The following is a 26,899-nucleotide window of genomic DNA, read 5'->3' as shown; positions in this document are numbered from 1 at the left end:
TACTCACCCTCTCGGGCTTTCCTCCGGGCGCTTCCCTTCGGTCCTGCTGTTCTACTGTGTTGTGCTTGTCTTGCTATCCTACGTTTCCGACTCTATCAGACCGTTTTCCGATCCGATTTCCTCGGTGCTTTCCAGGTTTTCGCTTTCACGTTTCCCTTTCCGGCGATGTCGACTCTATCAGATCCTTTCGGGCCTGACTCCCAGTCAACCGGGTTTGTCCTTGCGGCTGTTGGGCCGTTCCGACGTCCAAAACTTTAGCGGATCCTTCCGGCAGGTCCTAATCGGAGCCGCCGGGCCCAAATCGAATTGAATTCGGACACGCCGAATTGAATCCCGTTGGGAGATCGAGCTGGTGGTTTGGTGTGCCGCATCCGCGGCGGAGGTGCTGTCGCAGAACCGTTACGGCCCCGTGGCAACTCGAAGAACCTTACGGATCTGCGAGGGGAGTGTCAAGTCTCCCCAGGGCGACCGTCCGGCAAACCCCTCACCGGCAGTCTCTCCCTGTCACCGCCGAGGGCCAACTCGGGCCTCAGTCAAGGTCGGTGAGCCGTCCGCCGGCGTCCGGCTGGGCATGCTCCACGCGGCGCAGCAGCCGGGTCAGCACCTCTCCGAGGACACCGCGCTCGTCCTGTGAGAGGTCCTGGAGCAGGTCCTCCTCGAAGACGGTGGCCAGGCGCATGGCCTCCAGCCACTTCTCGCGGCCCTGGTCCGTGAGCTCGACGATCACGCGGACCCGGTTCGACTCGTCGCGCTCCCGGGTGACGAGGGCCTCCCCCACCATCCGGTCGATCCGGTGGGTCATGGCCGCCGGCGTGAGCCCGAGCCGCTTCGCCAGTTCGCTCGGGCCCAGGCGGTAGGGCTCTCCCGACAGGACGAGCGCCTTGAGGACCTCCCACTCGGCGTTGCTGATGCCGAGGGTGGCGGTCTGGCGGCCGTACGCCACGTTCATCCGGCGGTTGAGGCGGCCCAGCGCCGAGACGATCTTCTCGACCTGGGGGTCGAGATCCCGGAACTCGCGCTGGTAGGCGGCGATCTGCTCGTCCAGCGTCGGCTCGTTCACGGCGGGGGTGTCACCCATGGCCGCAGTATGGCACGCGGTCGCTTGGCGTTGAAGTCCTTCGAGATGTACTGTTTAGCCTCGAACTTTAGCTTCGAAGTCTTCACCTCTAACTTCTGAGGCGGGCGTAAGACTTCTCGATCAAGGCAGGTGAAAGTGACCAGGGCGATGGGCGCGCAGATGCGCCGGATCCATGTGGGCAACGCACTCAGCGCGTTCGGGCTCGGCTTCACCGTCCCGTATCTGTACGTCTACGTGGCGCAGGTACGGGATCTCGGTGCCATGACGGCGGGGCTCGTGCTCGCCGTCTTCGCCGTGGCCGCGCTCGTCGTGCTGCCGTTCGCCGGGCGGGCCATCGTCCGGCGGGGCCCGCTGCCCGTGCTGCTCGTCGCCCTGGGCACCGCCGCCGTCGGATCGCTGAGTCTGGGGCTGGCGGACGGCTCGGCCACCGTGCTGATGTCCGCGGCCGCGCTCGGTGCCGGGCAGGCCGTGATGCAGCCCGCGCTGGCGACGATGATCGTCGACTGCTCGACCGCCGAGACCCGCTCGCGCGACTTCGCCACCCAGTTCTTCCTGCAGAACCTCGGGCTCGGGGTCGGCGGGCTCATCGGCGGTCATCTCGTCGACACCTCGCGCGCCGGCTCGTTCACGCTGCTCTTCGCGATCGAGGCGGCGATGTTCCTGCTGCTCGTGGTGGTCATGGCGACCGTACGGATGCCGCGGGCGTCCAAGGTCGAGGGTGCGCCGGGGCAGGCCGGGAGCAGTTGGAGGCAGTTGCTCGGCAACCGGGCCATGGTGCAGCTGTGCGTGCTGGGCTTCGTGCTGTTCTTCGCCTGCTACGGGCAGTTCGAGTCGGGGCTGAGCGCCTACGGCGTCGAGGCCGCCGGCATCTCCACCTCCGCGCTCGGCACGGCTCTCGCCGCGAACACGGCGATGATCGTCGTCGCGCAGTTCGCCGTGCTGCGGTTCGTCGAGCGGCGCAAGCGGTCCCGGGTGATCGCCGCGGTCGGGCTGATCTGGGCCCTCGCCTGGGTCGTCGCCGGGTACGCGGGGCTCGGGCACGGCAGCCAGACCATGGCGACGGCCGCGTTCGTGTCGACGTACGCGCTGTTCGGGCTCGGGGAGGCGATGCTGTCGCCGACCGTGGCGCCGCTGGTCGCGGATCTGGCGCCGAGCGGCCTGGCCGGGCAGTACAACTCGGCCTTCGCGCTGGTGAAGCAGCTCGCCCTGGCGGTCGGCCCCGCGGTGGGCGGCCCGATGGGTGCCTCGCTGCACGCTCCGTACATCGTGACGTTCCTGCTGTTCTCGCTGGGCATCACGGTGCTGGCGGTGCGGTTGGGGCGGCAGCTCACTCCCGTGCAGAACCAGCCCTCGCTGGCGAAGAGCCGGGTCGTGGTGCGGGGCGGCGAGACTCCGGCGGACGCGGTGCGGACGGCGGTCTGACCCTTCCGAGGCCCGAGGCCCGAGGCCCGGGGTCCGGGGTCAGGTGGTGCGAGGCAGTGCGAACTCGCACCACACCGCCTTGCCGCCGCCCGGGGTGCGGCGCGATCCCCAGTTCGAGGCGATGGTGGCGATGATCGCGATGCCGCGCCCGGACTCGTCGGCCGGTTCGGCGCGGCGGCGGCGCGGCAGGTGGTCGTCGCCGTCGGTGACCTCGACGATCAGCCGGCGGTCGGTGCGGCGCAGCCGCAGCCGCATCGGCGGGACGCCGTGCTGGAGGGAGTTGGCGACCAGTTCGCTGGCCGCGAGGACTCCGTGGTCGTGCAGGTCGGACGGGAAGCGCCAGCTGGTGAGGACGCCGGAGGCGAAGGCACGCGCGCGTGGGGCCGCCTCCACCCCGCCGAGCAGTTCCAGGGCGGCGTTGCGGAAGAGGTCGCTGTCGGGCCCCGTACGCGCCGGGTGCTGGAGGACCAGGACGGCCACGTCGTCGTCGTGGTCGGCCGTCACGCCCGCCGAGCGGACCAGCCGGTCGCAGACCACCTGAGGGGTGCCGGTGGCGCCGGCGAGGGCGGCCTCCAGGGAGGCGATTCCCTCGTCGAGGTCCGCGTCCCTGCGCTCGACCAGGCCGTCGGTGTAGAGCACGGCGGTGGAGCCGGGGCCCAGGGGCACCGAGCCGGAGGCGTGGATCCAGCCGCCCGTGCCGAGCGGGGGCCCGGTGGGCTCGTCGGCGCGCAGGACGGTGCCCTTCTCGTCGCGGACGAGGATCGGGAGGTGGCCGGCGGAGGCGTACACCAGCCGTCCCTCGTTCGGGTCGTGGATCGCGTACACGCAGGTGGCGATCTGGTTGGCGTCGATCTCCATGGCGAGGCCGTCGAGGAGCTGGAGGATCTCGTGCGGGGGCAGGTCCAGGCGGGCGTACGCGCGGACGGCCGTGCGGAGCTGGCCCATGACGGCCGCCGCGCGGACCCCGCGGCCCATGACGTCGCCGATGACGAGGGCGGTGCGGCCGCCGCCGAGGGTGATCACGTCGTACCAGTCGCCGCCGACCGCGGCCTCCGTGCCGCCGGGGTGGTAGGTCGCGGCGACGCGCAGGTCGTCCGGCTCCTCCAGCTCCTGGGGCAGCAGGGAGCGCTGGAGGGTGACGGCGGTCTCGCGGTGCTGGCGCTCGCTGGCCCGCAGCCGCTCGGCGGCCTCGGCGTGGTCGGTGACGTCCGCGGCGAAGATCAGTACGCCGCCCCCTTCGGGGGTGGCCGAGACGTCGACCGGTGTGCACGTGAACGTGTACGAGCGGCCGCCGGGGACCTTGCGGGACTTGACCGTGCGGGGCTTGGAGCTGCGCAGGACCTGGTCGAGGAGCGGCAGCAGGCCGACCTCGGCGAGCTCCGGCAGCGCCTCGCGCGCGGGCTCGCCGGACGGTCTGGCGCCGAAGGCCGCCACATAGGCGTCGTTCACGTACGCGAGGCGGTGCTCCGGGCCGTGGACGAGGGCGACGAGGGCCGGGATGCGGTCCAGGACCTCGCGGACGGGCAGCTCGTCCACGGCGGGCGCGAGTGCGACCGAGGTGTCCTCGGTGGACGGCTGTTCGGCGCGTGCCGCGGGCACGGAGCCCTCCGGGGGGAGCGCCGTCCGCGGTCCGTCGGCTCGCGCGGCGGCGCGGCGCTGCGTTCCGGGGAGCAGGGCGCTCCAGCGCGTGAAGTTCACTGTGGGACAGGCCTCGTGGGATCGAAGGGCGAGCGGTCGGGCCCGCCCATGGTCAAGGACCAGTGTGTCCGACCGGACCGTCGTCCGTCAGACGCCGGCCACCCGGGCGGAGTTCCTGGTTCCGGTCAGGACGACCCCTTCGGGTCCCGGGGAGGTTTTCCACCGGCCGCGAGTTCGAACTCCGCACGGGGGTGTTCGAGCGAACCGAGCGAGACGATCTCTCTCTTGAAGAGGCCCGACAGGGTCCATTCGGCGAGCACACGGGCCTTGCGGTTGAAGGTGGGCACCCGGCTCAGGTGGTAGACGCGGTGCATGAACCAGGCAGGGTAGCCCCTCAGCTTGCGTCCGTAGACGTGCGCGACACCTTTGTGCAGCCCCAGGGAGGCGACCGAGCCGACATACGCGTGGGAGTACGTCTCCAGCGGCTCGCCGCGCAGGGAGTGGGCGATGTTGTCGCCGAGGACCTTGGCCTGGCGTAGGGCGTGCTGGGCGTTCGGGGCGGTCTCCTTGCCGGGCTCCGGCGCGGTCACGTCGGGTACGGCGGCGGCGTCGCCCGCGGCCCACGCGTGCGGGACACCGTCCACGGTGAGCTGGGGCGTGCACTTCAGCCGGCCGCGTTCGTTCAGCGGCAGGTCGGTGGCCGCGAGGACCGGGTGGGGCTTCACCCCCGCGGTCCACACGACCGTACGGGTCGGGAAGCGGGCCCCGTCGCTGAGGACGGCGACGCGGTCGGTGCACGAGTCGAGGCGGGTCTCCAGGCGCACGTCGATGTTGCGGCGGCGCAGCTGGGTGACGGTGTACTTGCCCATCTCCTCGCCGACCTCGGGGAGGATGCGGTTCGAGGCCTCGACGAGGATCCACTTCATGTCGTCGGGCGTGACGTTGTGGTAGTAGCGGGAGGCGTAGCGGGCCATGTCCTCCAGCTCGCCCAGCGCCTCCACTCCGGCGTAGCCGCCGCCCACGAAGACGAAGGTCAGGGCGGCGTCGCGGATCGCGGGGTCGCGGGTGGAGGAGGCGATGTCCATCTGTTCGATGACGTGGTTGCGCAGGCCGATGGCCTCTTCCACGGTCTTGAAGCCGACGGCGTGCTCGGCGAGACCGGGGACGGGAAGGGTGCGCGAGACGGAGCCGGGGGCCAGGACGAGTTCGTCGTAGCTGAGCTGGTCGGGCCCGGTGCCCTCCTCCTCGGTGGCGAGGGTGGCGATCTCCGCGGTGCGCTTGGCGTGGTTGATGGTTCTGGCCTCGCCGATGACGACGCTGCACCGGTCCAGGACGCGGCGCAGGGGCACGACGACGTGGCGCGGCGAGATGGAGCCCGCGGCGGCCTCCGGCAGGAACGGTTGATAGGTCATGTACGGGTCCGGTGTGACCACGACGATCTCCACCTCGCCCCGCCTGAGCTCCTGTTTGAGCTTCCGCTGGAGACGCAGGGCGGTGTACATCCCGACGTAGCCGCCGCCGACAACGAGAATGCGCGCACGTTCCTTCACTCACCCATGACGCACCGGCTACCGGCGTTTGTCCACAGGCCCGTCAATTTGTGTGACCGGCCGCCTGAGACGGCCTGTCGCGGCCGATTCCCCGGAGCGCGGGGAAGGATCGCAGGTCAGCTGGTGTGAGCGGGGTGGCATTAGGGGGCGCAACCAGGACGTAACCGGCCCGTACTCCGATCGGGGGGCGCTCCGTGCGGAACCTCCCTCTTCTGAATTGACCCCCACTCAACTATGTTCGTGTGTCATCGGGGTGTAGGGGGATGCGCTCGACGGGTCCGTAAGGCGGGGTCCTACGGCGAAGGCTGTTCCACTGACTCCGGACTGTCGATGGCGGGGAGAGTCTCCGGGGGGAGACGTCATTACCGGGGGAACACATATGCATATTCAGGACACTCGTTGGACATCCGCGTCCGCCCTCGCGACGGGCGGCGCGACCGGTGCGGCGGCGGGGAACGGACGCGCGGCAGACGTATCGCGCACCACGCCACTGCGAGTGGACGCACAGCGCAATCTGGAGCACGTACTGCGCGCGGCACGCGAGGTCTTCGGTGAGCTGGGGTACGGCGCTCCCATGGAGGACGTGGCGCGGCGCGCGCGGGTCGGCGTCGGCACGGTGTACCGGCGCTTCCCGAGCAAGGACGTCCTGGTCCGGCGCATCGCCGAGGAGGAGACCTCCCGGCTGACCGACCAGGCACGCTCGGCGCTCGGTCAGGAGGACGAGCCGTGGTCGGCGCTGTCGCGCTTCCTGCGGACGTCGGTGGCCTCGGGCGCGGGGCGTTTACTGCCACCACAGGTACTGCGCGTGGGTGTCGCCGACGAGGGCTCGGTCCTCGACGGGACGCCCGGCTCGACCTCGAACGCAACCTCGGCCGGGGCCTCGGCCTCGGTCCTCGACGAGGCGCGGGTGCCGCAGCAGCGGTCCCAGCCCGCCGGGCCCGAACTGCGGCTCGTGGAGCAGCGGTCGGCCGCTCCCGGGGAGACGGACGAGGACGACGCCGGGGCGGCCCAGCTGCTGGAGGTCGTGGGCCGGCTCGTGGAGCGGGCGCGCGCGGCGGGCGAGCTGCGCCGGGACGTGACGGTGTCGGACGTACTGCTGGTGATCGCGACGGCGGCGCCTTCGCTGCCGGACGCGGCCCAGCAGGCGGCGGCCTCGGCGCGGCTGCTGGACATTCTGCTGGAGGGGCTGCGGTCCCGTCCCGTGTGAGCAGTCGCCCCGCCGGGTGCCTCCGGCCAGGCGTCGGAGGCACCCGGCGGGAACGACGAGCGACCGGAACGGCGGGCACGACGGGAGCGGGCCGAGTCAGGTGCGAGGCGAGGATCCTCGTGCCCCTGTCGGGGCGCCGGGACCTTCGTCAACTCCCGTACGCCGAATGGCGGTTCATTCTTCCCCGTTCGAGTGAAGGTTAGTGCTCCGGTTCGGCTGATCCCCACGGACGAGTGGTTACTCCGTACCTCCGGGTAACAGCAGCGGATCCGTGTGGCACTCTGTCCCGGTGTTCGGGTCCGAGTGTGCAGGTGGGGGCTTTCCGCGATGAGCGTTGACGGTCGGGACGAGTCACTCGACGACGGGCACTCGGAGACCGGCGATCTGCCGTCCCAGCAGGTGCCGAGCCAGGGCGGACCCCGGAAGGACGCCGCGGCCGGCGTTCCGCCCCAGCGCGAGCGACTTGGGCGACGTGATGACCGGCACGACGAGGGAGTACTGCCTCCTCCGGTCGAACGGCCGCCCTCCGACGCCGAGTTGATCGAGTGGATGCGCTCGGGCGACGACACGGCCTACGAGCAGCTGTTCCGGCGGCACGCGGACGCCGTCCGCCGGTACGCGCGCACCTGCTGCCGGGACGCCCACACGGCGGACGACCTCACGGCCGAGGTCTTCGCCCGCACGCTCCAGGCCGTCCGCGGCGGCAGCGGCCCCGAGCACTCCGTACGCGCCTATCTGCTGACGACCGTACGACGGGTCGCGGCGGGCTGGACCAGGTCGGCGCGGCGGGAGCACCTGGTCGACGACTTCGCCGTGTTCGCCGCGCAGGCCACGCGCGGCTCCGAGCTGTCGGACGACACCGTGCCCCTCGGTGCCTACGAGGCGGGCCACGAGCTGGGCGCGGACGTACGGGCCATGCACGAGGCCGAGCAGTCGATGGCCATGCAGGCGTTCAGGTCGCTGCCGGAGCGCTGGCAGGCCGTGCTGTGGCACACCGAGGTCGAGGACGAGTCGCCCAGCGAGGTCGCCACGCTGTTCGGGCTGGACGCCAACGGCACGCGCGTGCTGGCGAGCCGGGCCCGTGAAGGCCTCAAGCAGGCCTATCTGCAGGCGCATGTGAGCGCCACGCTCACCATGGACGAGGAGTGCGCGCGCTACGCCGACCGGCTCGGCGCCTACGCGCGTGGCGGGCTGCGCACCCGCGCCGAGCGCGGGCTGCGCAAGCACCTGGAGGAGTGCGTCAAGTGCCGGCTCGCCGCCGGTCAGATCAAAGAGGTCGCGAGCGGGATCCCCGCGGTCGTGCCCATCGCGGTCATCGGCTGGTTCGGCGCCGCCGGGTACGCGAAGGCGACCGTGCTCATCGCCGGCGGGACCGGTGTGGGGGCGGCCGGGGCCGCGGGCGCCGCGTCGGCGGCGGGCGGCGGCTCAGGGGGCGCGGGGGCCGGTGGCGGGGCCGCGGCGGAGGGGCTCGGGGCGCCCGTGAAGGCCGGCATCGTGGCGGGTGTCGTCGCGGTGGCCGTCGCCACGGTGGTGCTCGCGCTCGCGGGCAACGACACCCCGGCGAAGAAGGACAGGGCCGAGCCCCGGCTGCCCGATCCGGTCGTCGAACCGAGCGTGCCGGCGCCGAAGCCGACCCCTGAACCGCCGAAGGCCGCGCCGGATCCCGTGGTCGTGCCGCCGCCGAAGCCGACGCCGACCCCGAAGGCGACGCCGAAGCCGACGCGCACTCCCGAGCCCACACCGACACCGCCGCCGAAGCCCACTCCGACCCCCACGCCCGAGCCGACCCCCAAGCCCACTCCCCCGCCCCCTCCGCCGCCACCGGCCCCCGCGGTCTTCCAGTGGAACGAGCTGGAGTACGGCATCACCGGGGACGGCACCGAGCCCGAGATGCGGCTCGGCGAGAGCAGCTGGGTCTGGCAGCGGTACGGCGTGTCGATCGCCGACAAGCAGTACGCGAACGGTGTCACCGTGCACGGCGCGTCCTCGGTCACCATCGATCTCAACCGCACGTGTTCCGCGTACGACGCGACGGTCGGCGTGGACGACCTGACGATGGGGTTCGGCCAGGTGCGGTTCTCGGTGTTCGCGGACGGGGCGCGGCTGTGGCAGTCGGGGCTGGTGCGGGGCGGCGAGGCGGCGGTACCGGTCCATGTCGACCTGACGGGCAGGAAGACGATCCGCCTGGTCGTCGAACCGCACTCCGGCTTCGACAGGGCGTCGCTGGCGGACTGGGCGGACTCGCGATTCCGGTGTGAGTGACGGGTGACGTGATCCCGGGGCGGCGGCGCGGACGGGGCGGACGAGGCGTTCAGGGCCGCGCGGTGTCCTCGGCGGTGGCGGTGGCGGTGGCGTCGGCAATCCCGGTCGCGGATGCGGTGGCTGTGGCGGTGGCGGATGCCTCGGTCAGTTCCCGCAGGACGTCGTCCGACGTCAGGGTGCCGCCGGTGGCGCGTTCGGTGGCGTAGGCGTGCCGGCCGAGGCCGGTCAGGGCCGTGGCCTCGGCGCGTTCGAGTTCCGTGCGCTCGGGCAGCGGGCGCGGGTGGCCCGCCCGCCAGCGGGAGGCCACCGTGAGCACGCGCACCACGCGCGCGTGCTCCCCGATGTCCGACAGGACCAGCGCCGCCGCCTCGGCCAGTGCGGCCAGGACCACCTCCGCGCAGCGCCCCGCCACGGCCTCGCGCAGGGTGTCGGCCAGCCGGTCCAGCCCCGGCCCCGGGCCCGACTCGACCGCTGTGAGGAACCCGTCGATGCCGTTCAGCGCGGCCATGAACTGGGGCGGCGGTGTGCCCCGGAAGGTCTCCACGCGGGCCGCCTCGCACAACTCGCGCGCGCGGGTGAAGTCCCGGTCGCCGAGGGCCATCTGCGACCGCATGATGAGGACGAACGCCCGTGAGTCCGGCACCGTCTGCCGGTCGGCCTCGGCCATCGCCTCGTCCAGGGCCCGGAGCGCCCCCGCCCGGTCTCCCAGGCGGTAGGCGATCTCACCGAGGCGCGCGATGAGGAACGGCGCCTCGACGTACGCCCCCATCTCCTGGGCGAGCCGCAACGCCTCCTCGTACTCCTCCTTCGCCTCCTCGAACCGGCCGCGTGCCATGGCGGCCTCGCCGCCGGAGCCGCACGCCTGGGCGCGCATCCAGCGGTCGCCGGTGCGCCGGGCGACGGTCCGCAGCTCCGCGATGTACTCGTCGACGTACCCCATGCCGCCGGGCATGTCGACGGCCACGTGCACGCAGAACAGCAGGGTGGCGCCGATCTCCCAGTCGCCGCCGTACACACGGCAGTTGGCGAGCGAGGCTTCCACGGCGTCGCGCCCGTGTTCGGTGTTGCCGATCAGGAACGCGATCAGGGGCCAGAGGATGCCGGGGAAGCTCGCCGCGTCCGGGCCGCCGCGCGCCATGGTGTCCCGCAGCCGCGTGACGTACTCCGCGGTCCGCTCGTCCTCCAGCGGGATCCGGCCCAGTTCCGCCTCCAGGAAGAGATGCAGCACCCGCAGTTTCGTCCGGAGGCTGTGCAGGAGGGGGCGGTGCTCGGCGCCCTCGGGATCGGCGAGGAAGACCTCGACGTGATCGACGGCGTCGAGGTGGGCTCCGGTGACGGCGGAGGGCGGCGCGTCCGCGGACGCGCGCGCGTCGAGCACCGCTCCCAGGCGCAGCACCCGGTCGGCCCAGGTCGCGCCCTCCCGGCGGAAGTTGCTCAGCCACCAGAACCAGCCCATGGCGAGGACCAGCGCGCCGGCCTCCGGCTCGTCGGCGGCGAGGACGCTGCGGTGGAGGGCCGCACGGATGTTGTCCGTGTCGGTCTCCAGGCGGTGGATCCACCGGAGCTGGTCGGCGGACCGCAGGAACGGGTCCGCGGTCTCGACCAGCGCGCGGGCCCACGCGCGGTGCCGGCGCTCGGCCCCGGCGCGCAGTTCGGGGGTCTCGGCGGCGCGCTCCGTGGCGTACTCGTGGATCGTCTCCAGCATGCGGTAGCGCATGCCGCCGACGCCTGGCAGGCCGGGCGCCGCGACGACCAGGGACTTGTCGACGAGCGCGCCGACGATCTCGGCCACGGGTCCGCTGCACACGGCCTCCGCGGCCTCCAGGTCCCAGCCGCCCGCGAAGACGGAGACTTCCCGAAGGGCGGTCCGCTCGGACGCGTCGAGCAGGTCCCAGGACCAGTCGACGACTGCGTGCAGGGTCTGCTGCCGGGGCAGCACCGTGCGGCTGCCGGACGTGAGGAGGCGGAAGCGGTCGTCGAGCCGGTCGGCGATCTGGCGCGGGGTGAGCATCCGCAGGCGGGCGGCGGCCAGTTCGATGGCCAGCGGGAGGCCGTCGAGACGGCGGCAGATCTCCTCGACGGCGGTGGGGTCGTCGGTGACGCCGCCGTCGGGGCCGGCCGCCGCCGCACGCTCCCTGAAGAGGCGGTGCGCCGGGCCGGGCGGGAGGGGTTCGACCGGGCGCACGGACTCACCGGGGACGCCCAGGGGTTCCCGGCTGGTGGCGAGGATCGTGAGTCCCGGGCAGTGGGTCAGGAGTGTCTCGGCCAGTTCGGCGGCGGCGCCGACGACGTGTTCGCAGTTGTCGAGGATCAGGAGCTGGCTGCGCGGGGCGCAGTGCTCGACGAGTCGGGCGACCGGGTCGTCCTGCTGCCCGGCCATGTCGTGGGCCACCAGCGCGGCCTCCCGCAGACCGAGGGCGCTGACGACCGCTCCCGGCACCGCCTCCGGCCGGTCGAGCGGGGCGAGCTCGGCCAGCCATGCCTGCGGGTGCCCGGAGGCGGCCTCCTCGGCGAGACGGGTCTTTCCGGAGCCGCCCGGTCCGGTGAGGGTGACGAGGCGGGCTGCTCGCAGATCGGAACGGATCGCGTCGAGTTCGGGTTCCCGGCCCACGAAGGAGTCGAGACGGGGGCGGATGTTGCCGACGGGGCCGGTGGTGGCTGAGACGGTGGCGGCTGTGACGGTGGTGGCCGTGACGGTGGTCGGGTGCTGGCTCTGTGGGGTCAGCAGTTCCAGGTGCAGGGCGCGCAGTTCCGGACCCGGGTCGGTGCCCAGGCCGTCAGCGAGGGCCCGGCGGGCCGTCTCGTACGCCGTCAGCGCGTCCGCCCGGCGGCCCGTGTCCCGCAGGGCCCGGACGAGGAGGGCGTGCAGGGATTCGTCGTACGGGTGGGCCCCGGTGAGCTCCGTCAGCTCCGGTACGGCGTCGTGGGCGTGGCCGTTGCGCAGATCCGCCTCCACACACGCGCGTGTCGCCTCCCGGTGGAGGGACTCCGGGCGGGCCGTGGCCGTGGCGCGGTCGGGGAGGTCGGCCAGGGCGGGGCCCCGCCACAGGGACAGGGCCTTGCGGAGGGTTCGGGCGGCGGCGGCCGGGTCGTCGTCGAGGCGGGCCCTGCCCTCGCGGACCAGGCGCTCGAAGACGAACAGGTCCACGTCCTCGGGGGTGGCGGCGAGGCGGTAGCCGCCCGGCTCCGAGGTGACGGCGTCCTTGCCGAGGGCTCTTCGCAGGCGGCCTATGAGGGCCTGGAGGGCGGCGGGGGCGTCGTTCGGCGGGGCGTCGGTGGCCGGCCAGACTTCGTCGATGAGGGTTTGTGTGGGGGTGGGGCGGGGTGTTCTCATGGCCAGGGCCGTGAGCAGGGCGCGGAGGCGGGGGCCGGGTAGGGGGAGGTTGTTGCCCTCGGCGTCCGTCGCCTGGGTGGCACCCAGAATTTTGTACCGCACGGGGTCATTGTCGCCGGTGTGTCGGCCGTGCGGCGGGGGTGGGTGGTAGGTGCTGGTCGCGCAGTTCCCCGCGCCCCCTTGAAGGCGGGGCTCCGCCCGCGCCTCCCGGGCCGTCTGTCGGGTGCGGGTCGGGTGTGGCTGGGCGCGCCGTTCCCCGCGCCCCTTTGAAGGCGGGGCTGCGCCCACGCCCCCGGCCGTCCCGCGAGTGCGGGTCGGGTGTGGCTGAGCGCGCAGTTCCCCGCGCCCCTGGGGGCGGGGCTGCGCCCACGCCTCCCCCAGCCGTCCCGCGGGTGCGGGTCCGGTGTGGCCGAGCGCGCCGTTCCCCGCGCCCCTTGAAGGCGGGGCTGCGTTCTGGTTTTCAGGGGCGTCTGATGTGGGGGAGTCGGTGTTATCCCCGGCGTGCGCCCGTGTCCAGTGCGCCTCTCTGTGGTCTGATCCCTGCCGGGACAGCCCGTTGGCGGGCGGGTGTGCCCGTCCAGCATGTGCCGCGGCGTTCCAGGAGGCGGCGGAGCCAGAGTTCCAGGGAAACCAGGTCCGCCAGGCCCTCCAGGGGGAGCGGCTCCCCGTCGGCCGCCGCCCGGAGGGCCTTGCGGACGACGCGGGCCTCGACCAGGCCCGCCTGGGCGAGGAGCGGCGTGTCGAAGAGGGCCACCAGTTCGCCGACGGCGACCCGCAGCCCCGTGCGGGCGGCGGCGGCCGAGGACGCGTGGGAGGGGGCGCCCCAGCCGGGCGGCAGGTCGGCCACCCCGGCGCCCTCCAGCACCGTACGGAGGATCGCGGCCCGCGCCCCGGGCTGGACCCGCAGCGCCTCGGGGAGGGCACGTGTGGCGCGTACGACCTGGTTGTCGAGGAAGGGGGCGTGCAGCCGCTGGAAGCGGACCTCCGCGGCCTGCTCCAGGATGCGGAGGTCGGCAGCGTGCCGCGTCAGTGCGGAGCGGGCGCGGAAATCGCCCGGCCGCTGCCCCGGCCCGATGCTCGCGCGGCTCGTCGCACCCGTCAGGCGAACCGATACTTCAGCGAGGGCCTCACCGGTCAGCCAGCGCGCGGCGGGGCCCGGTCTGGCCCAGGTGAGCGCGGCGAGCGACGCCCCCACGGCACCTCCCGGCTCCTCGAACCGCTTGTGCAGCAGCCGGTCGGCCAGGTCCTCGATGCCGGCCAGGTACGGCGTGCGGGACAGCTTGCGCGCGGCGCCGTACACGCGCGCGGGGACCAGGACCGAGCCGTCGGCCTTCGTCAGGGCCGCGACGGGACGCACCAGGTGACGTCGTTTGCGGTCCATGAGCAGGTCCGCGAGGCGGGCCGGGTGGGCGTCCAGGACCTGCCGGGCGCCGTATCCCGTGAAGTGGTCCGCGCTGCCCGCGGCCAGGCGCGCGCGATGGCGGACGGCCGTCACCAGGGTGGGGCTCGGCTCGTCGGTCAGCGGGCCCTCCAGTTCGGCGTAGGGCAGGACGTCCTCGCCCCCGGTCACCACCACGTGGTGCAGCCGCGGGTTGGCGGCGAGTGTCCCGGCCCGCTCCAGCTCGGCCTCGCGGCCTTTGACCGCCAGGTCGTTGAAGGTGACCGCGAGGAGCCGCTCACCGGCGCCCGTGCCGTGGCCCAGGACGGTGCCGGGGGCGCCGGGCAGACCGGCGGCGAGGAGGGCGAGCGTGCCGGAAGCGGGTCCTCCGGAGAGGTCGGCTCCGATGCCGGGCACGGGCATGCCGCGCGCGGCGCGCCGCTCCGCGGGCCCCATCCCGGGGACCGGCCCGGGGTCTATGTCGGCTCCGGGTACGTGTCTGGGGGCGGTGAGCCGGGCGCGTACGGCCTCCACCAGGGCGTCCCGGACGCCGTCCACCGCGCTGTCGGCGTCGGCGATGGGGGCCGCGACGGCGAGGGAGGCCACCGCCTCGTACCCCGCGACCTCCCGTGCTCCGGCGCGCAGGATCAGCGCGTGCCCCGGCGGAATGCGCCGCACGCCTTCGTACGGGGTCGAGTCCTGGAGGGCGGCCGGCACGTCGGGGGCGGCGAGCAGGGCCGCGAGGTGTCCGAAGTCGAGGTTGGCCTCGATGAGGTCGGCGAGCGGCAGGGCGGCGGTCGCGTAGGCCGTGCCGCTCGCCCACGGGGTGTGGAACACCGGCCGCACGCCCGCGAGATCTCCGCAGACCATCACCCGGCGGCCCACCTGGACGACGGCCGTGTAACTGCCCGACCAGGCCGTCAGATGCCGAAGTGCCCCGCCGCGCGCGGCGAACAGGCCCACGCGCAGTTCCTCGTCGGAGGCGCCGCACGTGCCGAGCACCGCGATGCGGTTCTGCTCGTCGGCCTTGACGACACGCACCTCGTCGGGCCGCCAGTCACCGACCGCCCAGAGCGGATCGGGGTCGCCCCACAGGAGCTGGGACCCGACCGGATGTACCGTCTCTCCGTCGCTGCCGGTAGCGCCCACCGAACCGAACTCGGGCGCACGAGCGGCGACGCTGCTCCATCCCACCAACCACCGCATCGCCGCCTCCACAGGCTGTGGACAACCAGTGCACCGCACGAACCGGTCACCATGCTGCCACGAAGCGAGCGTGCCGGAGAGCCGGTGGGGCCGCTTGTGCTCCCCCGAGTGCGCCCCTGGGGAGATGCCCCCTCGGCGGTGAACTCACGCACGGGGAAAGGCGATCGCGGGGAATTGACTCCTCGTCTACGACCTGAATGCGCCCCCGGTTCACTCCCAAAAAACACCCAACGCGCCCTCAAGTGCCGTGGTAGAAGCGATATTTACCGTGAAGGGGAGGGGGCGAAATTCAGCCAAATCGGGGATGGACAGACAGCTCTGCACACGCTCCGTACAGGCTGTGCGCAACGCACAGTCCGGGAGGCGGACACCGCCTCCCGGACCGGTCCGCCGCCCGCGGGGATGTAGGCGGCGGTGTCCCCCAGCCCACTGGATCCAGTACAGCGGGCCGACCCACGCACCATCCATGGAAGCGCTCCCCGGGTGGCCGGAGAAGAGCGCACGGACGGGCGCACTGCCACACACCGGGAGCACGGCGCGACGCTCCGTGCATACCCGCGGACCACAATCCCGCCATCCGGAACAATGCCCCTTAACGCTTGGGATGCGGCGAACTACCCTGTGTTTGCCTGTGTTTTCGCGGGAGGCATATTCCTGAGGGCTCGGCCACGTGCTTGTGCGGGTGGGGTTCCAGGGACCGGCACCCGGGAAGACGCAGCACGAATGCCGCGTGGTCACACCCGCGCGGCAGCCGTCTGTGTCGAGGGGTGGCCATGTCCAGGGAGCAACGCGGGCCGAACGAAAAACTCGGCACCGTTCTCGCCCTCGCGGGAATCAGCAACGCGGGACTCGCCCGTCGCGTCAACGATCTTGGCGCTCAACGCGGGCTGACTCTTCGCTACGACAAGACGTCGGTGGCGCGCTGGGTGTCGAAAGGCATGGTGCCGCAGGGTGCCGCGCCCCATCTCATCGCCGCCGCCATCGGCCAGAAACTCGGCCGCCCGGTCCCGCTCCACGAGATCGGCCTGGCGGACGCGGATCCCGCACCGGAGGTGGGCCTCGCCTTCCCCCGCGACGTAGGACAGGCCGTGCGGTCGGCGACGGATCTGTACCGGCTCGACCTCGCGGGGCGCCGGGCCGGCTCCGGCGGCATCTGGCAGTCGCTCGCCGGATCGTTCGCAGTGAGTGCGTACGCAACGCCCGCCTCACGGTGGCTGATAACCCCGGCCGACAGCTCGGTGGCCCGGGACGCCAGCCCGCTGGGGGGTTCCGGAGCACCACTGAAAGTCGGCCACAGCGACGTGCTGAAACTGCGGGAGGCCGCCGAGGACGCCAGGCGCTGGGACTCCAAGTACGGAGGCGGCGACTGGCGTTCTTCCATGGTGCCCGAGTGCTTACGGGTGGAGGCGGCACCGCTGCTCCTGGGCTCGTACTCGGACGAGGTGGGCCGCGCCCTCTTCGGAGCGAGCGCCGAACTCACCCGCCTCGCCGGCTGGATGGCCTTCGACACGGGCCAGCAGGAGGCCGCACAGCGCTACTACATCCAGGCGCTGCGCCTGGCCCGCGCGGCGGCGGACGTGCCCCTGGGAGGCTACGTACTGGCCTCCATGTCCCTCCAGGCGACCTACCGCGGCTTCGGCGACGAGGGCGTCGACCTCGCGCAGGCCGCCCTCGAACGCAACAGGGGGCTGGCCACGGCCCGCACGATGAGCTTCTTCCGCCTGGTCGAGGCACGGGCCCACGCGCGCGCGAGTGACGCCCACGCGGCCGCCGGCGCCCTGAAGGCGGCCGAGGGCTGGCTGGAGCGCGCCCGCGACGGCGACCAGGACCCGTCCTGGCTCGGCTTCTACTCGTACGACCGTTTCGCGGCGGACGCGGCGGAGTGCTACCGCGACCTGAAGGCTCCGCGCCAGGTCCGCCGCTTCACCGAGCACGCCCTGTCGAAGCCCACGGAGGAGTTCGTACGCTCCCACGGGCTGCGCCTGGTGGTGTCGGCGGTCGCCGAGCTGGAGTCGGGCAACCTGGACGCGGCGTGCGAGCAGGGGGTGCGGGCGGTGGAGGTGGCCGGGCGCATCTCGTCGGCGCGCACCACGGAGTACGTGAAGGACCTCCTTCACCGGCTGGAGCCGTACGGGGACGAGCCGCAGGTGGTGGAGTTGCGGGAGCGGGCGAGGCCGTTGCTCATGGCGCCGGCGTAGGGCTGCCGCCCCGGCTCGGGCGGCTGGGGTGGCTGGGGTTGGTCTCCGGACCTGCGGGTGCGCTGTGGCTGGTCGCACAGTTCCCCGCGCCCCTGAAAAGACCCCGGCCGCCCCACCCCCGACGATCACCCGGCACAAGCCACAGCCGGAAGACGCGACCGACACCGTCCCACCCGGCGGGAACGAGTACGGCGGAGGCCATGTCCACCCTCCGCCGTCCCTAACCACCCCTCACCGGTCCTTGTCGGCCCCCACCGCTCTCCACATCGATCTCTGTCGGCCTGTTTTTGTGGTTTGAGGGCGTTGTCAGTGGTGCAGTGCACTATCGGAGTGGGCGTGGGACGCAAAGCGTCGAAGGCAGGCAGGTGTCGGGGGCGGGAGGTGGACGGACGGATGGTGCGGGAGATCGCTTACGACTGTGACGTGCTCGTGATCGGCGGCGGGATCGTCGGCCTGTCGACGGCGTACGCCATCACGCGTGCCGCACCGGGCACGAGCGTGACGGTGCTGGAGAAGGAGCCAGGACCGGCCCGGCACCAGACGGGGCGCAACAGCGGCGTCATCCACAGCGGGATCTACTACCGCCCCGGCTCCCTGAAGGCGCGGTTCGCGGCACGCGGCGCCGCCGAGATGGTCAAGTTCTGCGCGGAGTACGACATCGCGCACGCGGTGACCGGCAAGCTGATCGTCGCCACCGAGCGGGACGAGCTCCCCCGCCTGCACGCACTCGTACAGCGCGGCCGGGAGAACGGCATCGCGGTCCGCGAGCTCGGCGCCAGCCAGATAGAGGAGTACGAACCCGAGGTGCGCGGCCTCGCCGCGATCCACGTGGCCACCACCGGGGTGTGCGACTTCACCGGCGTGGCCCGACAGCTCGCGAGCGCCTCCGGGGCCCGGATCCGCTACGGCACGAAGGCCACGTACATCGACCGCCGCCCCGACCTCGGCGTGGCTGTCCGCACGGACGACGGCACGATCGTCCGCGCCCGCGTGCTGGTGAACTGCGCGGGCCTCCACTGCGACGAGATCGCCCGCCTCACCGGCGACGAACCGCAGATGCGGATCGTCCCCTTCCGCGGCGAGTACTACACCCTCGCCCGCCCCGACCTGGTCCGCGGCCTCGTCTATCCCGTCCCGGACCCCGCGTTCCCCTTCCTCGGCGTCCACCTCACCCGCGGCATCGACGGCAGCGTCCACATCGGCCCCAACGCGGTTCCGGCCCTGGCCCGCGAGGGCTACGACTGGCGGACCGTCCACCCCGGCGAACTGCGCTCGACCCTCGCCTGGCCCGGTTCCTGGCGCATAGCCCGGCGCCACTGGCGCTACGGCGGCGGAGAACTGCGCCGCTCGCTCTCCAAGACCGCCTTCACCCACGCGGTCCGCCGCCTGCTCCCAGCGGTGACCCCGGACGACCTGATCCCGGCGTCCGCGGGCGTCCGCGCCCAGGCGGTCCTCCGCGACGGCACCCTGGTGGACGACTTCCTGATCCAGGAGGGCCCTCGTACGGTCCACGTACTGAACGCACCCTCCCCCGCGGCCACGGCATCCCTCCCCATCGGCCGAGAGGTGGCCACCCGGGCCCTCACCGCCCTGGCGGACGCCTAGAACACCCGACCGGGCGGAGACGACGTCGCGGCGGCCGCCCACGGACGGAAGGGGCCGTGCCGGTACGCCGCGGTTCGCCGCGTAGCTTTTCCCCACCGCCCCCACCTCGGTGGCGGAGGGCAGTACGCCCGGCTGCGGCGGACTCGGCGTACCGGCACGGCCCCGACCCACAACACCGGCCGGCCGGCCACCCCACACCCCACGCCGTAAAATCGACCTACTGTGTCTGACTCACCCCGCACCCCCGATCCCGACGTCCCGCCGCTGGACGCGCCCCGCACCCCCCGTCCCAAGAGCGAACCCCGCTTCCCCGACGGCCCTCAGGCCGACCCGGCCGGCTCGCACTTCGACCGACAGATCCGCAGCTTCCAGCCCCGCCGAAGCCGCGTCACCCAGGGCCAGGCGGACGCGCTGCAACGCCTGTGGCCCAAGTGGGGCCTGGACATCGACGGCCGACGGATTCTCGACCTGGCCGAGCTGTTCGCCGCCGACCTCCCGGTCGTCCTGGAGATCGGCTTCGGCATGGGCGAGGCGACCGCGCGGATGGCCGCCGAGGACCCGGGCACCGGAATCCTCGCCGTGGACGTCCACACCCCGGGGCAGGGCAACCTCCTCAACCTCACGGACCGCGCCGGCCTGTCCAACGTCCGTGTCGGCAACGGCGACGCGATCATCCTGCTCCGCGAGATGCTCGCCCCGGACTCCCTCGCCGGCCTGCGCGTCTACTTCCCGGACCCCTGGCCCAAGAAGCGCCACCACAAACGGCGCCTGATCCAGCCGGATTTCCTCACCCTCGCCGCGTCCCGCCTGCGCCCCGGCGCGCTGCTGCACTGCGCGACGGACTGGGAGCCGTACGCCGAGGTCATGCTCGACGTGCTCACCGCGCACCCGGACTTCGCGAACACCCGGCCCGACGGCGGCTACGCGCCGCGCCCCGACTTCCGCCCGCTGACCCGTTTCGAGGGCCAGGGCCTGGAGAAGGGCCACGTGGTGAACGATCTCCTGTTCCGCCGCGTACCGCATGGTGCGAACAGCACAGGAAGCTGATCGCAGCTGCTCTCGGCAGATCGAAGCCGACCGCAGCCGACCGCACCAGCACGGGGCTCCCCGCCACAGCGCACAAGCGCCGCACCCAGCCGACGGGGGAGGAGCCGGATGTCGCCAACAGCCCCCGCCCCTGACGGCGCGCTCTCGCGGGCCATGCCCCTCCGTCGTTAGGGTTTTTGTCATGGCCACCAGCCCCCCACCCCCGACACCCCCCGGCACCTCCGCCGGGGGCACCCGTCGGCGCGCTCACTGGTGGCAGCGCAAGTGGGTGCGCTACGCGGCGCTGTCCACCCTGCTCACCCTGTCCGGCCTGGTCATCCTGGCCCTGGTCCGCAAACAGACCGGCACGGAGGGCTTCCTGGTGGGCCTGGGCCTCGCCGTACTGCCCGTCCCGCTGCTCGTCGCCGCGTTCCGCTGGCTGGACCGGGTCGATCCGGGTCCGTGGAGAAACCTGCTGTTCGCCTTCGCGTGGGGCGCGTGCGCGGCCGCGCTGATAGCCATCGTCGCGAACAGTTTCGCGACGCGGTGGATAGCGACGGCCACCGCGGACCCGTCGCACGCGGACACGCTCGGCGCGACCGTGATAGCGCCGATCGTCGAGGAGTCGGCGAAGGCCGCCGCGGTCCTGCTCGTCTTCCTGTTCCGCAGACGGGACTTCACCGGGATCGTCGACGGCGTGGTGATAGCGGGCGTCACGGCGACGGGCTTCGCGTTCACCGAGAACATCCTGTACCTGGGCACGGCGTTCGGCACCGACCAGCTCACCGGCGACACCGGCATCTTCTCCGTCACGGCCGCCACCTTCTTCGTACGCGTGATCATGTCGCCGTTCGCGCACCCGCTGTTCACCGTGCTGACCGGCATCGGCTTCGGCATCGCCGCGCTCTCCGCGGACCGCGCGCAGGTGCGCCGCGTGCTCCTGCCGATCACCGGGCTGCTGCTCGCGATGGGCATGCACGCGATGTGGAACGGGGCGTCGGCCTTCGGCGAGTACGGCTTCTTCGCGGTCTACGCGGCCTTCATGGTCCCGTCGTTCGGGCTGCTCACCTGGCTGGCCGTGTGGACCCGCCAGCGCGAACTGCGCACGATCCGCACCGAACTGCCGTCGTACGCGATGGCCGGCTGGCTCACCGGACCCGAGCCGTTCGTCCTCGGCTCGATGAAGGCACGGCGGCTGGCCCGCGAGTACGCCACGGAACACGGCGGCCCCGAGCTGGGCCGCGCGGTGGCGGAGTACGAGGCGTACGCGACGACGCTGGCGTTCCTGCGCCACAGGGGCCGCCACGGCAGGGCGGGCGCCGACTTCGCCGTACGGGAGCGGGAGCTGCTCGAACAGCTGTGGGCCCGCCGGGAGCCGGCCCGCCCGGCCCTGGAGTACGCGGCGAGGGCGACGGCCCCGCCCCCGCCCCCTTGGCCGGGACACGGCTACCCGTACGAGCACCACCACGGCCACCCGTACGGGCACGCGGTACCGCAGTACCCCACGTACAACCCGTACCGCTCCTAGGAGGCCCGGGAAGCCGAGGTCAGCTTCGCGAGGTCCGCGTCCGTGAGCGAGAGCGACGCCACCTCCAGCAGCGCCGGCAGCTGCTCCACCGTACGGGCGCTGGCGAGCGGCACGGCGACCGTGGGGCGGGACGCGAGCCACGCCAGGGCGACGGTGGCGACCTCGGCCCCGTGCTCCTGGGCGACCTCGTCGAGCGCGGCCAGCACCCGCCGCCCGCGCTCGGACTCCAGGTGCCTGGCCGCGGACCCTGCCCGGGGACTGTCGACCTCGGCACCGACCCGGTACTTGCCGGTGAGGAAGCCCGCGGCGAGCCCGTAGTAGGGCACGGCGGCCAGGCCGCCCCGCGAGGCGATGTCCTGCAACGGGCCCTCGTAGGTGTCGCGGGAGACCAGGCTGTAGTGCGGCTGGAGCGCCACGTACCGCGCGAGACCCTCGCGGTCGGAGACGTCAAGAGACTCCTGGAGCCGCTCCGCGGAGATGTTGGACGCGGCGATCGCCCGCACCTTGCCGGAACGCACCAGCTCGTCCAGGGTTCCGAGGATCTCCTCGACCGGTACGGAGGGGTCGTCGCGGTGGGTGTAGTAGAGGTCGATGTAGTCCGTCTGCAGCCTGCGCAGCGACGCGTCGACGGCGGCCTTGATGTTCACCGCGGACAGACCCTGGTACCGCGGGTGGGAGCCGACCTTGGTCGCGACGAGCACGTCGGCGCGGTTGCCGCGCGCCGTCAGCCAGTCGCCGATGACCGTCTCGGACACTCCGCCGTCGTTGCCGGGCGCCCAGGACGAGTACGTGTCGGCGGTGTCCACGAAGTTCCCGCCGGCGGCCGTGTAGGCGTCGAGCACGGCGAAGGACTGGGCCGCGTCGGCGGTCCAGCCGAAGACGTTGCCGCCGAGGGCGAGCGGGAAGACCTCGAGATCGGACGCACCCAGCTTGCGAAGAGAAGTCATGGATGCGTCAACGGCCGCGACGGACGGCCGTATTCCACACGTACGCACCACGTACGCACCGTTCCACACGTATGACCGCTCCCAGCCGGGAGCGGTGACGAACCGGAGCGGTGACGAACCGGTGCGGGCTGTCTACGGGTTGAGGCCCTTGCCGCGCAGCCAGGCCATCGGGTCGATGCCGGTGCCGCCGCCGGTGTGGACCTCCAGGTGGAGGTGCGCCCCGGTGACGTTGCCGGTCGCGCCCACGCGGCCGATGACGTCGCCCGTGCTGACCTTCTGCCCGACACTGACGCCGATCGACGACTGGTGGGCGAACCAGAGTTCCGTACCGTCGTCGAGCGTGAGGATCGTGCGGTAGCCGTACGACCCGCTCCAGCCGGCCTCGGTGATCGTGCCGCTATGGATGGCCTTGATCGGGGTACCCGTGGGAGCGGCGAAGTCCAGACCCGTGTGCTGACCGGAGGACCACAGCGAGCCGGACTGCCCGAAGGTGGAGGTGATCGTGTACGAGGAGGTGGGCAGCGTGAACTGCTTGGCGAGTTCGGCGAGGCGCGCGGCCTCGGCCTTCGCCTCGGCCGCTTCTTCCTTCTCCTTCTTCGCGGCGGCGGCCTTGGCCTTCGCCGCGTCCTGCTCCTTGGCGGCGGCCTCCGCGGCCTTCTTCGCGGCGGCGGTCTCCGCGGCCTGCTGCGCCTCGCGGTCCACCTGGTCCTGCTGGAGCTCGGCCTGGAGCATGATGCGGGCGCGCAGGGCCTCTCCGGCGTCCTCGCTGCCCTCTTCGGCGTCGGCGGTGGTGAGGCCGGCGCTGGTGAGCGGCGTGCTGGAACCCTCGGGAGCCTTGTCGTCCGAGATCAGCGAGCCGACGTTCGGCAGGTCGGGGATCGAGATCGACACCGGGGGCTTGCCGGTCTGCGCGCTGGCCATGCCGCCCGCGCCGACGGCGGCTATGACACCGACGCCGAGAACGGTCGAGCTACGGGCGAGTCCTCCGCCACGCTGCTTGGAGACGCGGTGCCGGCCGCGGATGGGAACAACGGAGTCCGCTGTGGGGTTCCAGGGTTCCCAGGGCTCCTCGTCCTTACGGACGCCGTAGCCGAAGGTGTCGGGCTTCTTCTCGTCCGAGGACTCACCCGTCACCTCGTCAGGTACGAACGAGGGGGTGGGTGCAGACCGGTTGAACGCCACGTGGGCGCGCTCCTTTCCTTCCTTCTCGCCTACCGGGTTAGCTGACGGGTTCGGAGCAGGAAGGTCTCCTACGCGTGCCGATCGCGGTGTGCTCCACCACGAAAGACCTGCGATTCACCCCATGTAGGTGGTTCCCCGGTTCCCTTGCGGGATTCGGCGCGTGCGCACGGAGCCGTCTCTTGTGACGGCTGGGACACCGCGCTGCGTTATCGAACGTTAATAGACCCGGGCACCGGATTCCAAGCTGTTCCGGATGATCGTTAAGGCTCCTGGCCTGGACTTACAGGTCATCAGCGGGGTAAACCGGGCGAGTTGATCGGCATTCACAGGTTTCAGATTTCCTGACGGTGTGTCAGTTGTGATGCGCAGGGGGGTCACTCGACTACGGCTGGTGATATAGGCCGGGACGACCGCGGGCGCCGGGACGATCGGCGGGGACGGGCGACCGCGCCGGGAACGGCGCGGTCACGGGTCGGGAAAACACCTGAGGCCGGAATCCCATCGGATTCCGGCCTCAGGCCTTGAGTAGCGGGGACAGGATTTGAACCTGCGACCTCTGGGTTATGAGCCCAGCGAGCTACCGAGCTGCTCCACCCCGCGTCGTTAAGACCACTGTACGCCATCTGCGGGACCCGAAGCACACGGGTTGCCGGGGCCGCCTCTCAACCCTCTCGCGGCAGCCCTCTCCCGAGCCACCGCGAGCCACCGGGCGAACCGCAGCGAGCCGCCGCGAGCCGGGTCAGCCGAGGTGCTGCCGGTTGGGCGCCTTGGCCACGTCCTCGTACTCCGGGAGCACGAGGACGTCGGCGCCGGCCGCGGCCAGCAGCCCGTTCCCGTCCGCCCCCGCCACGAACGTGTCGGGCTCGCGCCACGCGGTGACGACCCGGCGCACACCCGCGTCGAGGATCAGCAGGGCGCAGGGAGCGGGCCGGGAGGCGCGGCGGGCGCAGGGCTCCAGGCTGCTGTAGACCGTGGCGGCCGGGAGGCGGGGGTCGCCCGGCTCGATCTTGGCGAGCGCGGCCTCCTCGGCGTGCGAGACGGGGTCGGACTCCCTGGAGTACCCGCGGGCCAGCTCCGTACCGTCGGCCGCGACGACGACCGCGCCGACGCTGAAGGCGGTCCGTGAGGGCGGGCACTCGGCGGCCAGTTCGCAGGCGAGCTCCAGCCACCGGTGGTCGGCGGCGGAGGGGACGGGGCCGGTGCCGGGCGCGGTGGGCACGTACCGCATGAGCACCACGTCCCCCACGGGCCGCGTCTCGATCAGCCGCATCCGGCCGCGGGGGCCGCCGGGGTACTCCCCGGGCTGGAACAGCCGCGGCGCGTCCAGCTGCCCCACCACGAGCGGGGCGAGAGCGAGCTGCAACTCGTCGGCGAGGCCCTGCTGGAGGAGCTGGGTGTGGACCCGGCCGCCGCCTTCGACCATGAGCCGCCGCACGCCTCGTACGTCGTGCAGGTGGGTGAGCACGGCGCGCCAGTCGAGCCGGCCCCCCACGGAGACGACATCGACGCCCGCTCCACCCGATCCGCCCGCTCCAACCGGCGCGCCCGATCCGACCGGTCCGATCAGCCCGCTCAGGGCGTCGCGGGCGGCCTCGGCGCCCTCGTCGGTCGTATAGACGACCTTCTCACCGCCGGTGGACCAGAAGTTGGCGCCGGGGTCCAGGTCGCCGGTCCCGCTGACGGTGACCTTCAGCGGGTACTCCGGCCGGCCCGCGGCGACGCGGGCGGCGCGCCGTTCGACCGAGTTGACGAGGAGCCGGGGGTTGTCGGCACGCAGGGTGCCGGCGCCGACCAGGATGGCGTCGGACCCGGCCCGTACCTCGTCGACCCGGTCGAAGTCGGCGGGGCCGGAGAGCAGCAGCCGTTCGGGGCCGGTGTCGTCCAGGTAGCCGTCGAGGGAGACGGCGGCGGACAGCAGGACGTAGGGCCGGGACATGAGCGCTCTTTCTCTCGGGCCTTGGTTCAAGTTTGAAGCAAACCTACACTGGACGCATGACGACCCGCTGGCTCACCGCCGAGGAGCAGCGCGCCTGGCGCGCCTACATCGCCGCCTCCCACCTCCTGGAGGACGCGCTCGACCGGCAGCTCCAGCAGGAGGCCGGCCTGCCGCACCTCTACTACTCCATCCTGGCCAACCTCTCCGAGGCGCCGGACCGCCGCCTCCGCATGACCGACCTCGCCGAACGGACGAAGATCACCCGCAGTCGGCTGACGTACGCGGTGTCGCGCCTGGAGAAGGACGGTGCGGTACGCCGCGAGGGATGCCCCACCGACAAGCGCGGCAGCACCGCGGTCCTGACCGACGAGGGGATGACGCTGCTGGAGCGCACGGCCCCCGGCCATGTGGAGACGGTCCGCTCGGCCCTCTTCGACCACCTCACCCCGGAACAGGTGGGGCAGCTGGAGGAGATCTGCGCGGGTGTCGCCCGGGGCCTGGAGGGCGGGGGCCCGCGAACCGCCTCGGACGACGTCCCGTGGCGCCGCCGCTCGTCGGGCGCGTGTCCGTAGGCGACGGGCAGTCATTGCTTTAACTTTAAAGCATGAGCTAGGGTCTGGACTCTGGATCTGCTTCAAATATGAAACAGATGACGAACGTGGACCGGAGTACCCGCATGCCCGAGCCCCACTACCCCGCCGCCACCCAGCGCTCGCGCGTCCGGGTGCCCCTGCGCTTCCACGACGGCTACAGCGTCGACGCCGAACTGGTCACCTTCCACGGCCTGGCCGACGGCCAGGAACACGTGGCGATGATCCTCGGCGACCTCGACCCCGCCGGCGCCACGCCCCTGGTCCGCCTGCACTCCGAGTGCCTGACGGGCGACGCCTTCGGCTCGTCCCGCTGCGACTGCGGCCCGCAGCTGCGCGAGGCCGTCGAGCGGATCGCCGAGCGCGGCGGCGTCCTCCTCTACCTCCGCCAGGAGGGCCGCGGGATCGGCCTCTACAACAAGCTCGACGCGTACGCCCTCCAGGACGAGGGCCTCGACACGTACGCCGCCAACACGGCCCTGGGCCTGCCCGAGGACGCCCGCGACTACACGGCGGCGGCCCAGATGCTCACGGCCCTCGGCATCACGGAACTGGACCTCCTGTCCAACAACCCCGACAAGGCCGAACAGCTCCGCGCCCTGGGCGTGGACGTACAGCACCGCGTGCCGACGGGCGTGTTCACCACGGCCCACAACGTCCTCTACCTCCGCGCGAAGGTCCTCCAGACCCACCACACGCTGCCCTTGTCGAAGCTCACGGCGGGCTGACCCGGCCACCCGCCGACACCACTCGGACAACCGAACGCCCTGTCACCAGGCCGCCGTCTTCCGGGACGGTCCGTGACTGTGCCA

17 protein-coding genes, 1 tRNA gene and 1 riboswitch are annotated in these 26,899 nt (G+C 72.4%); of the genes, 9 read left to right on the top strand and 9 right to left on the bottom strand.

Going from position 1 to position 26,899, the window contains the following annotated elements:
- Nucleotides 1-529 precede the first annotated feature (529 nt).
- Entirely contained in the window at nt 530-1,078 is a 549-nt protein-coding gene (locus ACLVWQ_RS32595; RefSeq protein ID WP_414112820.1) for a MarR family winged helix-turn-helix transcriptional regulator, read from the bottom strand.
- A gap of 147 nt (nt 1,079-1,225) precedes the next feature.
- Here ACLVWQ_RS32595 and ACLVWQ_RS32590 point away from each other — a divergent pair, with 147 nt between their 5' ends.
- Nucleotides 1,226-2,500, top strand: coding sequence for an MFS transporter (locus tag ACLVWQ_RS32590; RefSeq protein WP_414112837.1), 1,275 nt, complete (start codon nt 1,226-1,228; stop codon nt 2,498-2,500).
- A gap of 39 nt (nt 2,501-2,539) precedes the next feature.
- On the opposite strand, the gene ACLVWQ_RS32585 is transcribed toward ACLVWQ_RS32590, so the two are convergent.
- Both ACLVWQ_RS32585 and ACLVWQ_RS32580 read right to left on the bottom strand, forming a co-directional pair.
- Nucleotides 2,540-4,198 (bottom strand): SpoIIE family protein phosphatase, encoded by a 1,659-nt coding sequence (locus tag ACLVWQ_RS32585; protein WP_414112819.1) that lies wholly within the window; start codon nt 4,196-4,198, stop codon nt 2,540-2,542.
- Nucleotides 4,199-4,323: 125 nt separating this feature from the next.
- Nucleotides 4,324-5,688, bottom strand: coding sequence for an NAD(P)/FAD-dependent oxidoreductase (locus ACLVWQ_RS32580; RefSeq protein WP_414112818.1), 1,365 nt, complete (start codon nt 5,686-5,688; stop codon nt 4,324-4,326).
- A gap of 379 nt (nt 5,689-6,067) precedes the next feature.
- On the opposite strand from ACLVWQ_RS32580, the gene ACLVWQ_RS32575 reads away from it, so the two are divergent.
- Nucleotides 6,068-6,895 (top strand): TetR/AcrR family transcriptional regulator, encoded by an 828-nt coding sequence (locus ACLVWQ_RS32575; RefSeq protein ID WP_414112817.1) that lies wholly within the window; start codon nt 6,068-6,070, stop codon nt 6,893-6,895.
- A 327-nt stretch (nt 6,896-7,222) separates the two neighbouring features.
- Nucleotides 7,223-9,157: a sigma-70 family RNA polymerase sigma factor gene (locus ACLVWQ_RS32570; protein ID WP_414112816.1), complete on the top strand. Its 1,935-nt coding sequence runs from the start codon at nt 7,223-7,225 to the stop codon at nt 9,155-9,157.
- A 49-nt stretch (nt 9,158-9,206) separates the two neighbouring features.
- Here the strand turns inward: ACLVWQ_RS32570 and ACLVWQ_RS32565 are convergent, their stop codons facing one another.
- Together ACLVWQ_RS32565 and ACLVWQ_RS32560 are read right to left on the bottom strand one after the other, a co-directional pair.
- Nucleotides 9,207-12,593: a BTAD domain-containing putative transcriptional regulator gene (locus ACLVWQ_RS32565; RefSeq protein WP_414112815.1), complete on the bottom strand. Its 3,387-nt coding sequence runs from the start codon at nt 12,591-12,593 to the stop codon at nt 9,207-9,209.
- A gap of 388 nt (nt 12,594-12,981) precedes the next feature.
- Nucleotides 12,982-15,075: an asparagine synthase-related protein gene (locus ACLVWQ_RS32560; protein ID WP_414112814.1), complete on the bottom strand. Its 2,094-nt coding sequence runs from the start codon at nt 15,073-15,075 to the stop codon at nt 12,982-12,984.
- A gap of 773 nt (nt 15,076-15,848) precedes the next feature.
- Between ACLVWQ_RS32560 and ACLVWQ_RS32555 the strand changes: the two genes are divergently transcribed.
- The 4 genes from ACLVWQ_RS32555 to ACLVWQ_RS32540 all read left to right on the top strand — a co-directional run bounded on the left by ACLVWQ_RS32555 (nt 15,849) and on the right by ACLVWQ_RS32540 (nt 21,432).
- Nucleotides 15,849-17,273 (top strand): MFS transporter, encoded by a 1,425-nt coding sequence (locus ACLVWQ_RS32555; protein WP_414112813.1) that lies wholly within the window; start codon nt 15,849-15,851, stop codon nt 17,271-17,273.
- A gap of 393 nt (nt 17,274-17,666) precedes the next feature.
- Nucleotides 17,667-18,878, top strand: a complete 1,212-nt coding sequence (lhgO, locus tag ACLVWQ_RS32550) for an L-2-hydroxyglutarate oxidase (protein ID WP_414112812.1) — start codon at nt 17,667-17,669, stop codon at nt 18,876-18,878.
- Nucleotides 18,879-19,100: 222 nt separating this feature from the next.
- Nucleotides 19,101-19,925 carry a tRNA (guanosine(46)-N7)-methyltransferase TrmB gene (trmB, locus tag ACLVWQ_RS32545; protein WP_414112811.1) on the top strand — a complete coding sequence of 275 codons (825 nt, stop codon included), beginning with the start codon at nt 19,101-19,103 and terminating at the stop codon, nt 19,923-19,925.
- Between the two features lie 181 nt (nt 19,926-20,106).
- Nucleotides 20,107-21,432: a PrsW family intramembrane metalloprotease gene (locus tag ACLVWQ_RS32540; RefSeq protein ID WP_414112810.1), complete on the top strand. Its 1,326-nt coding sequence runs from the start codon at nt 20,107-20,109 to the stop codon at nt 21,430-21,432.
- Here the strand turns inward: ACLVWQ_RS32540 and ACLVWQ_RS32535 are convergent.
- The 4 genes from ACLVWQ_RS32535 to ACLVWQ_RS32520 form a co-directional block, all read right to left on the bottom strand.
- The gene (locus ACLVWQ_RS32535; RefSeq protein ID WP_414112809.1) at nt 21,429-22,379 is read right to left on the bottom strand and encodes an aldo/keto reductase; all 951 of its coding nucleotides are present in this window, start codon (nt 22,377-22,379) and stop codon (nt 21,429-21,431) included. The two genes, ACLVWQ_RS32540 and ACLVWQ_RS32535, sit on opposite strands and share 4 nt — an antisense overlap.
- 132 nt (nt 22,380-22,511) lie before the next feature.
- Nucleotides 22,512-23,561: a M23 family metallopeptidase gene (locus ACLVWQ_RS32530; protein ID WP_414112808.1), complete on the bottom strand. Its 1,050-nt coding sequence runs from the start codon at nt 23,559-23,561 to the stop codon at nt 22,512-22,514.
- Between the two features lie 11 nt (nt 23,562-23,572).
- Nucleotides 23,573-23,730, bottom strand: a riboswitch (cyclic di-AMP (ydaO/yuaA leader).
- Nucleotides 23,731-24,087: 357 nt separating this feature from the next.
- A tRNA-Met gene (locus ACLVWQ_RS32525) sits at nt 24,088-24,161 on the bottom strand.
- Between the two features lie 139 nt (nt 24,162-24,300).
- Entirely contained in the window at nt 24,301-25,497 is a 1,197-nt protein-coding gene (locus tag ACLVWQ_RS32520) for a dihydrofolate reductase family protein (RefSeq protein ID WP_414112807.1), read from the bottom strand.
- Nucleotides 25,498-25,553: 56 nt separating this feature from the next.
- Here ACLVWQ_RS32520 and ACLVWQ_RS32515 point away from each other — a divergent pair, with 56 nt between their 5' ends.
- Complete coding sequence (locus tag ACLVWQ_RS32515; protein ID WP_414112806.1) at nt 25,554-26,069, top strand: MarR family winged helix-turn-helix transcriptional regulator; 516 nt, start codon at nt 25,554-25,556, stop codon at nt 26,067-26,069.
- A gap of 68 nt (nt 26,070-26,137) precedes the next feature.
- Complete coding sequence (locus ACLVWQ_RS32510) at nt 26,138-26,815, top strand: GTP cyclohydrolase II (RefSeq protein ID WP_414112805.1); 678 nt, start codon at nt 26,138-26,140, stop codon at nt 26,813-26,815.
- The last annotated feature ends 84 nt before the right edge of the window (nt 26,816-26,899 follow it).

Origin of the sequence: Streptomyces sp. CWNU-52B (genome assembly GCF_047444975.1) — a bacterium.
Lineage (GTDB): Bacteria > Actinomycetota > Actinomycetes > Streptomycetales > Streptomycetaceae > Streptomyces.
This window is presented reverse-complemented; position numbering and strand designations above follow the sequence as displayed.

Coding starts and splice junctions, on each gene's coding strand:
- ACLVWQ_RS32570 (WP_414112816.1), top strand. CDS start 7,223: ATGAGCGTTGACGGTCGGGACGAGTCACTCGACGACGGGCACTCGGAG.
- ACLVWQ_RS32555 (WP_414112813.1), top strand. CDS start 15,849: ATGTCCAGGGAGCAACGCGGGCCGAACGAAAAACTCGGCACCGTTCTC.
- ACLVWQ_RS32595 (WP_414112820.1), bottom strand. CDS start 1,078: ATGGGTGACACCCCCGCCGTGAACGAGCCGACGCTGGACGAGCAGATC.
- ACLVWQ_RS32560 (WP_414112814.1), bottom strand. CDS start 15,075: ATGCGGTGGTTGGTGGGATGGAGCAGCGTCGCCGCTCGTGCGCCCGAG.
- ACLVWQ_RS32515 (WP_414112806.1), top strand. CDS start 25,554: ATGACGACCCGCTGGCTCACCGCCGAGGAGCAGCGCGCCTGGCGCGCC.
- ACLVWQ_RS32590 (WP_414112837.1), top strand. CDS start 1,226: ATGGGCGCGCAGATGCGCCGGATCCATGTGGGCAACGCACTCAGCGCG.
- ACLVWQ_RS32540 (WP_414112810.1), top strand. CDS start 20,107: ATGGCCACCAGCCCCCCACCCCCGACACCCCCCGGCACCTCCGCCGGG.
- ACLVWQ_RS32535 (WP_414112809.1), bottom strand. CDS start 22,379: ATGACTTCTCTTCGCAAGCTGGGTGCGTCCGATCTCGAGGTCTTCCCG.
- ACLVWQ_RS32510 (WP_414112805.1), top strand. CDS start 26,138: ATGAAACAGATGACGAACGTGGACCGGAGTACCCGCATGCCCGAGCCC.
- ACLVWQ_RS32520 (WP_414112807.1), bottom strand. CDS start 25,497: ATGTCCCGGCCCTACGTCCTGCTGTCCGCCGCCGTCTCCCTCGACGGC.
- lhgO (WP_414112812.1), top strand. CDS start 17,667: ATGGTGCGGGAGATCGCTTACGACTGTGACGTGCTCGTGATCGGCGGC.
- ACLVWQ_RS32575 (WP_414112817.1), top strand. CDS start 6,068: ATGCATATTCAGGACACTCGTTGGACATCCGCGTCCGCCCTCGCGACG.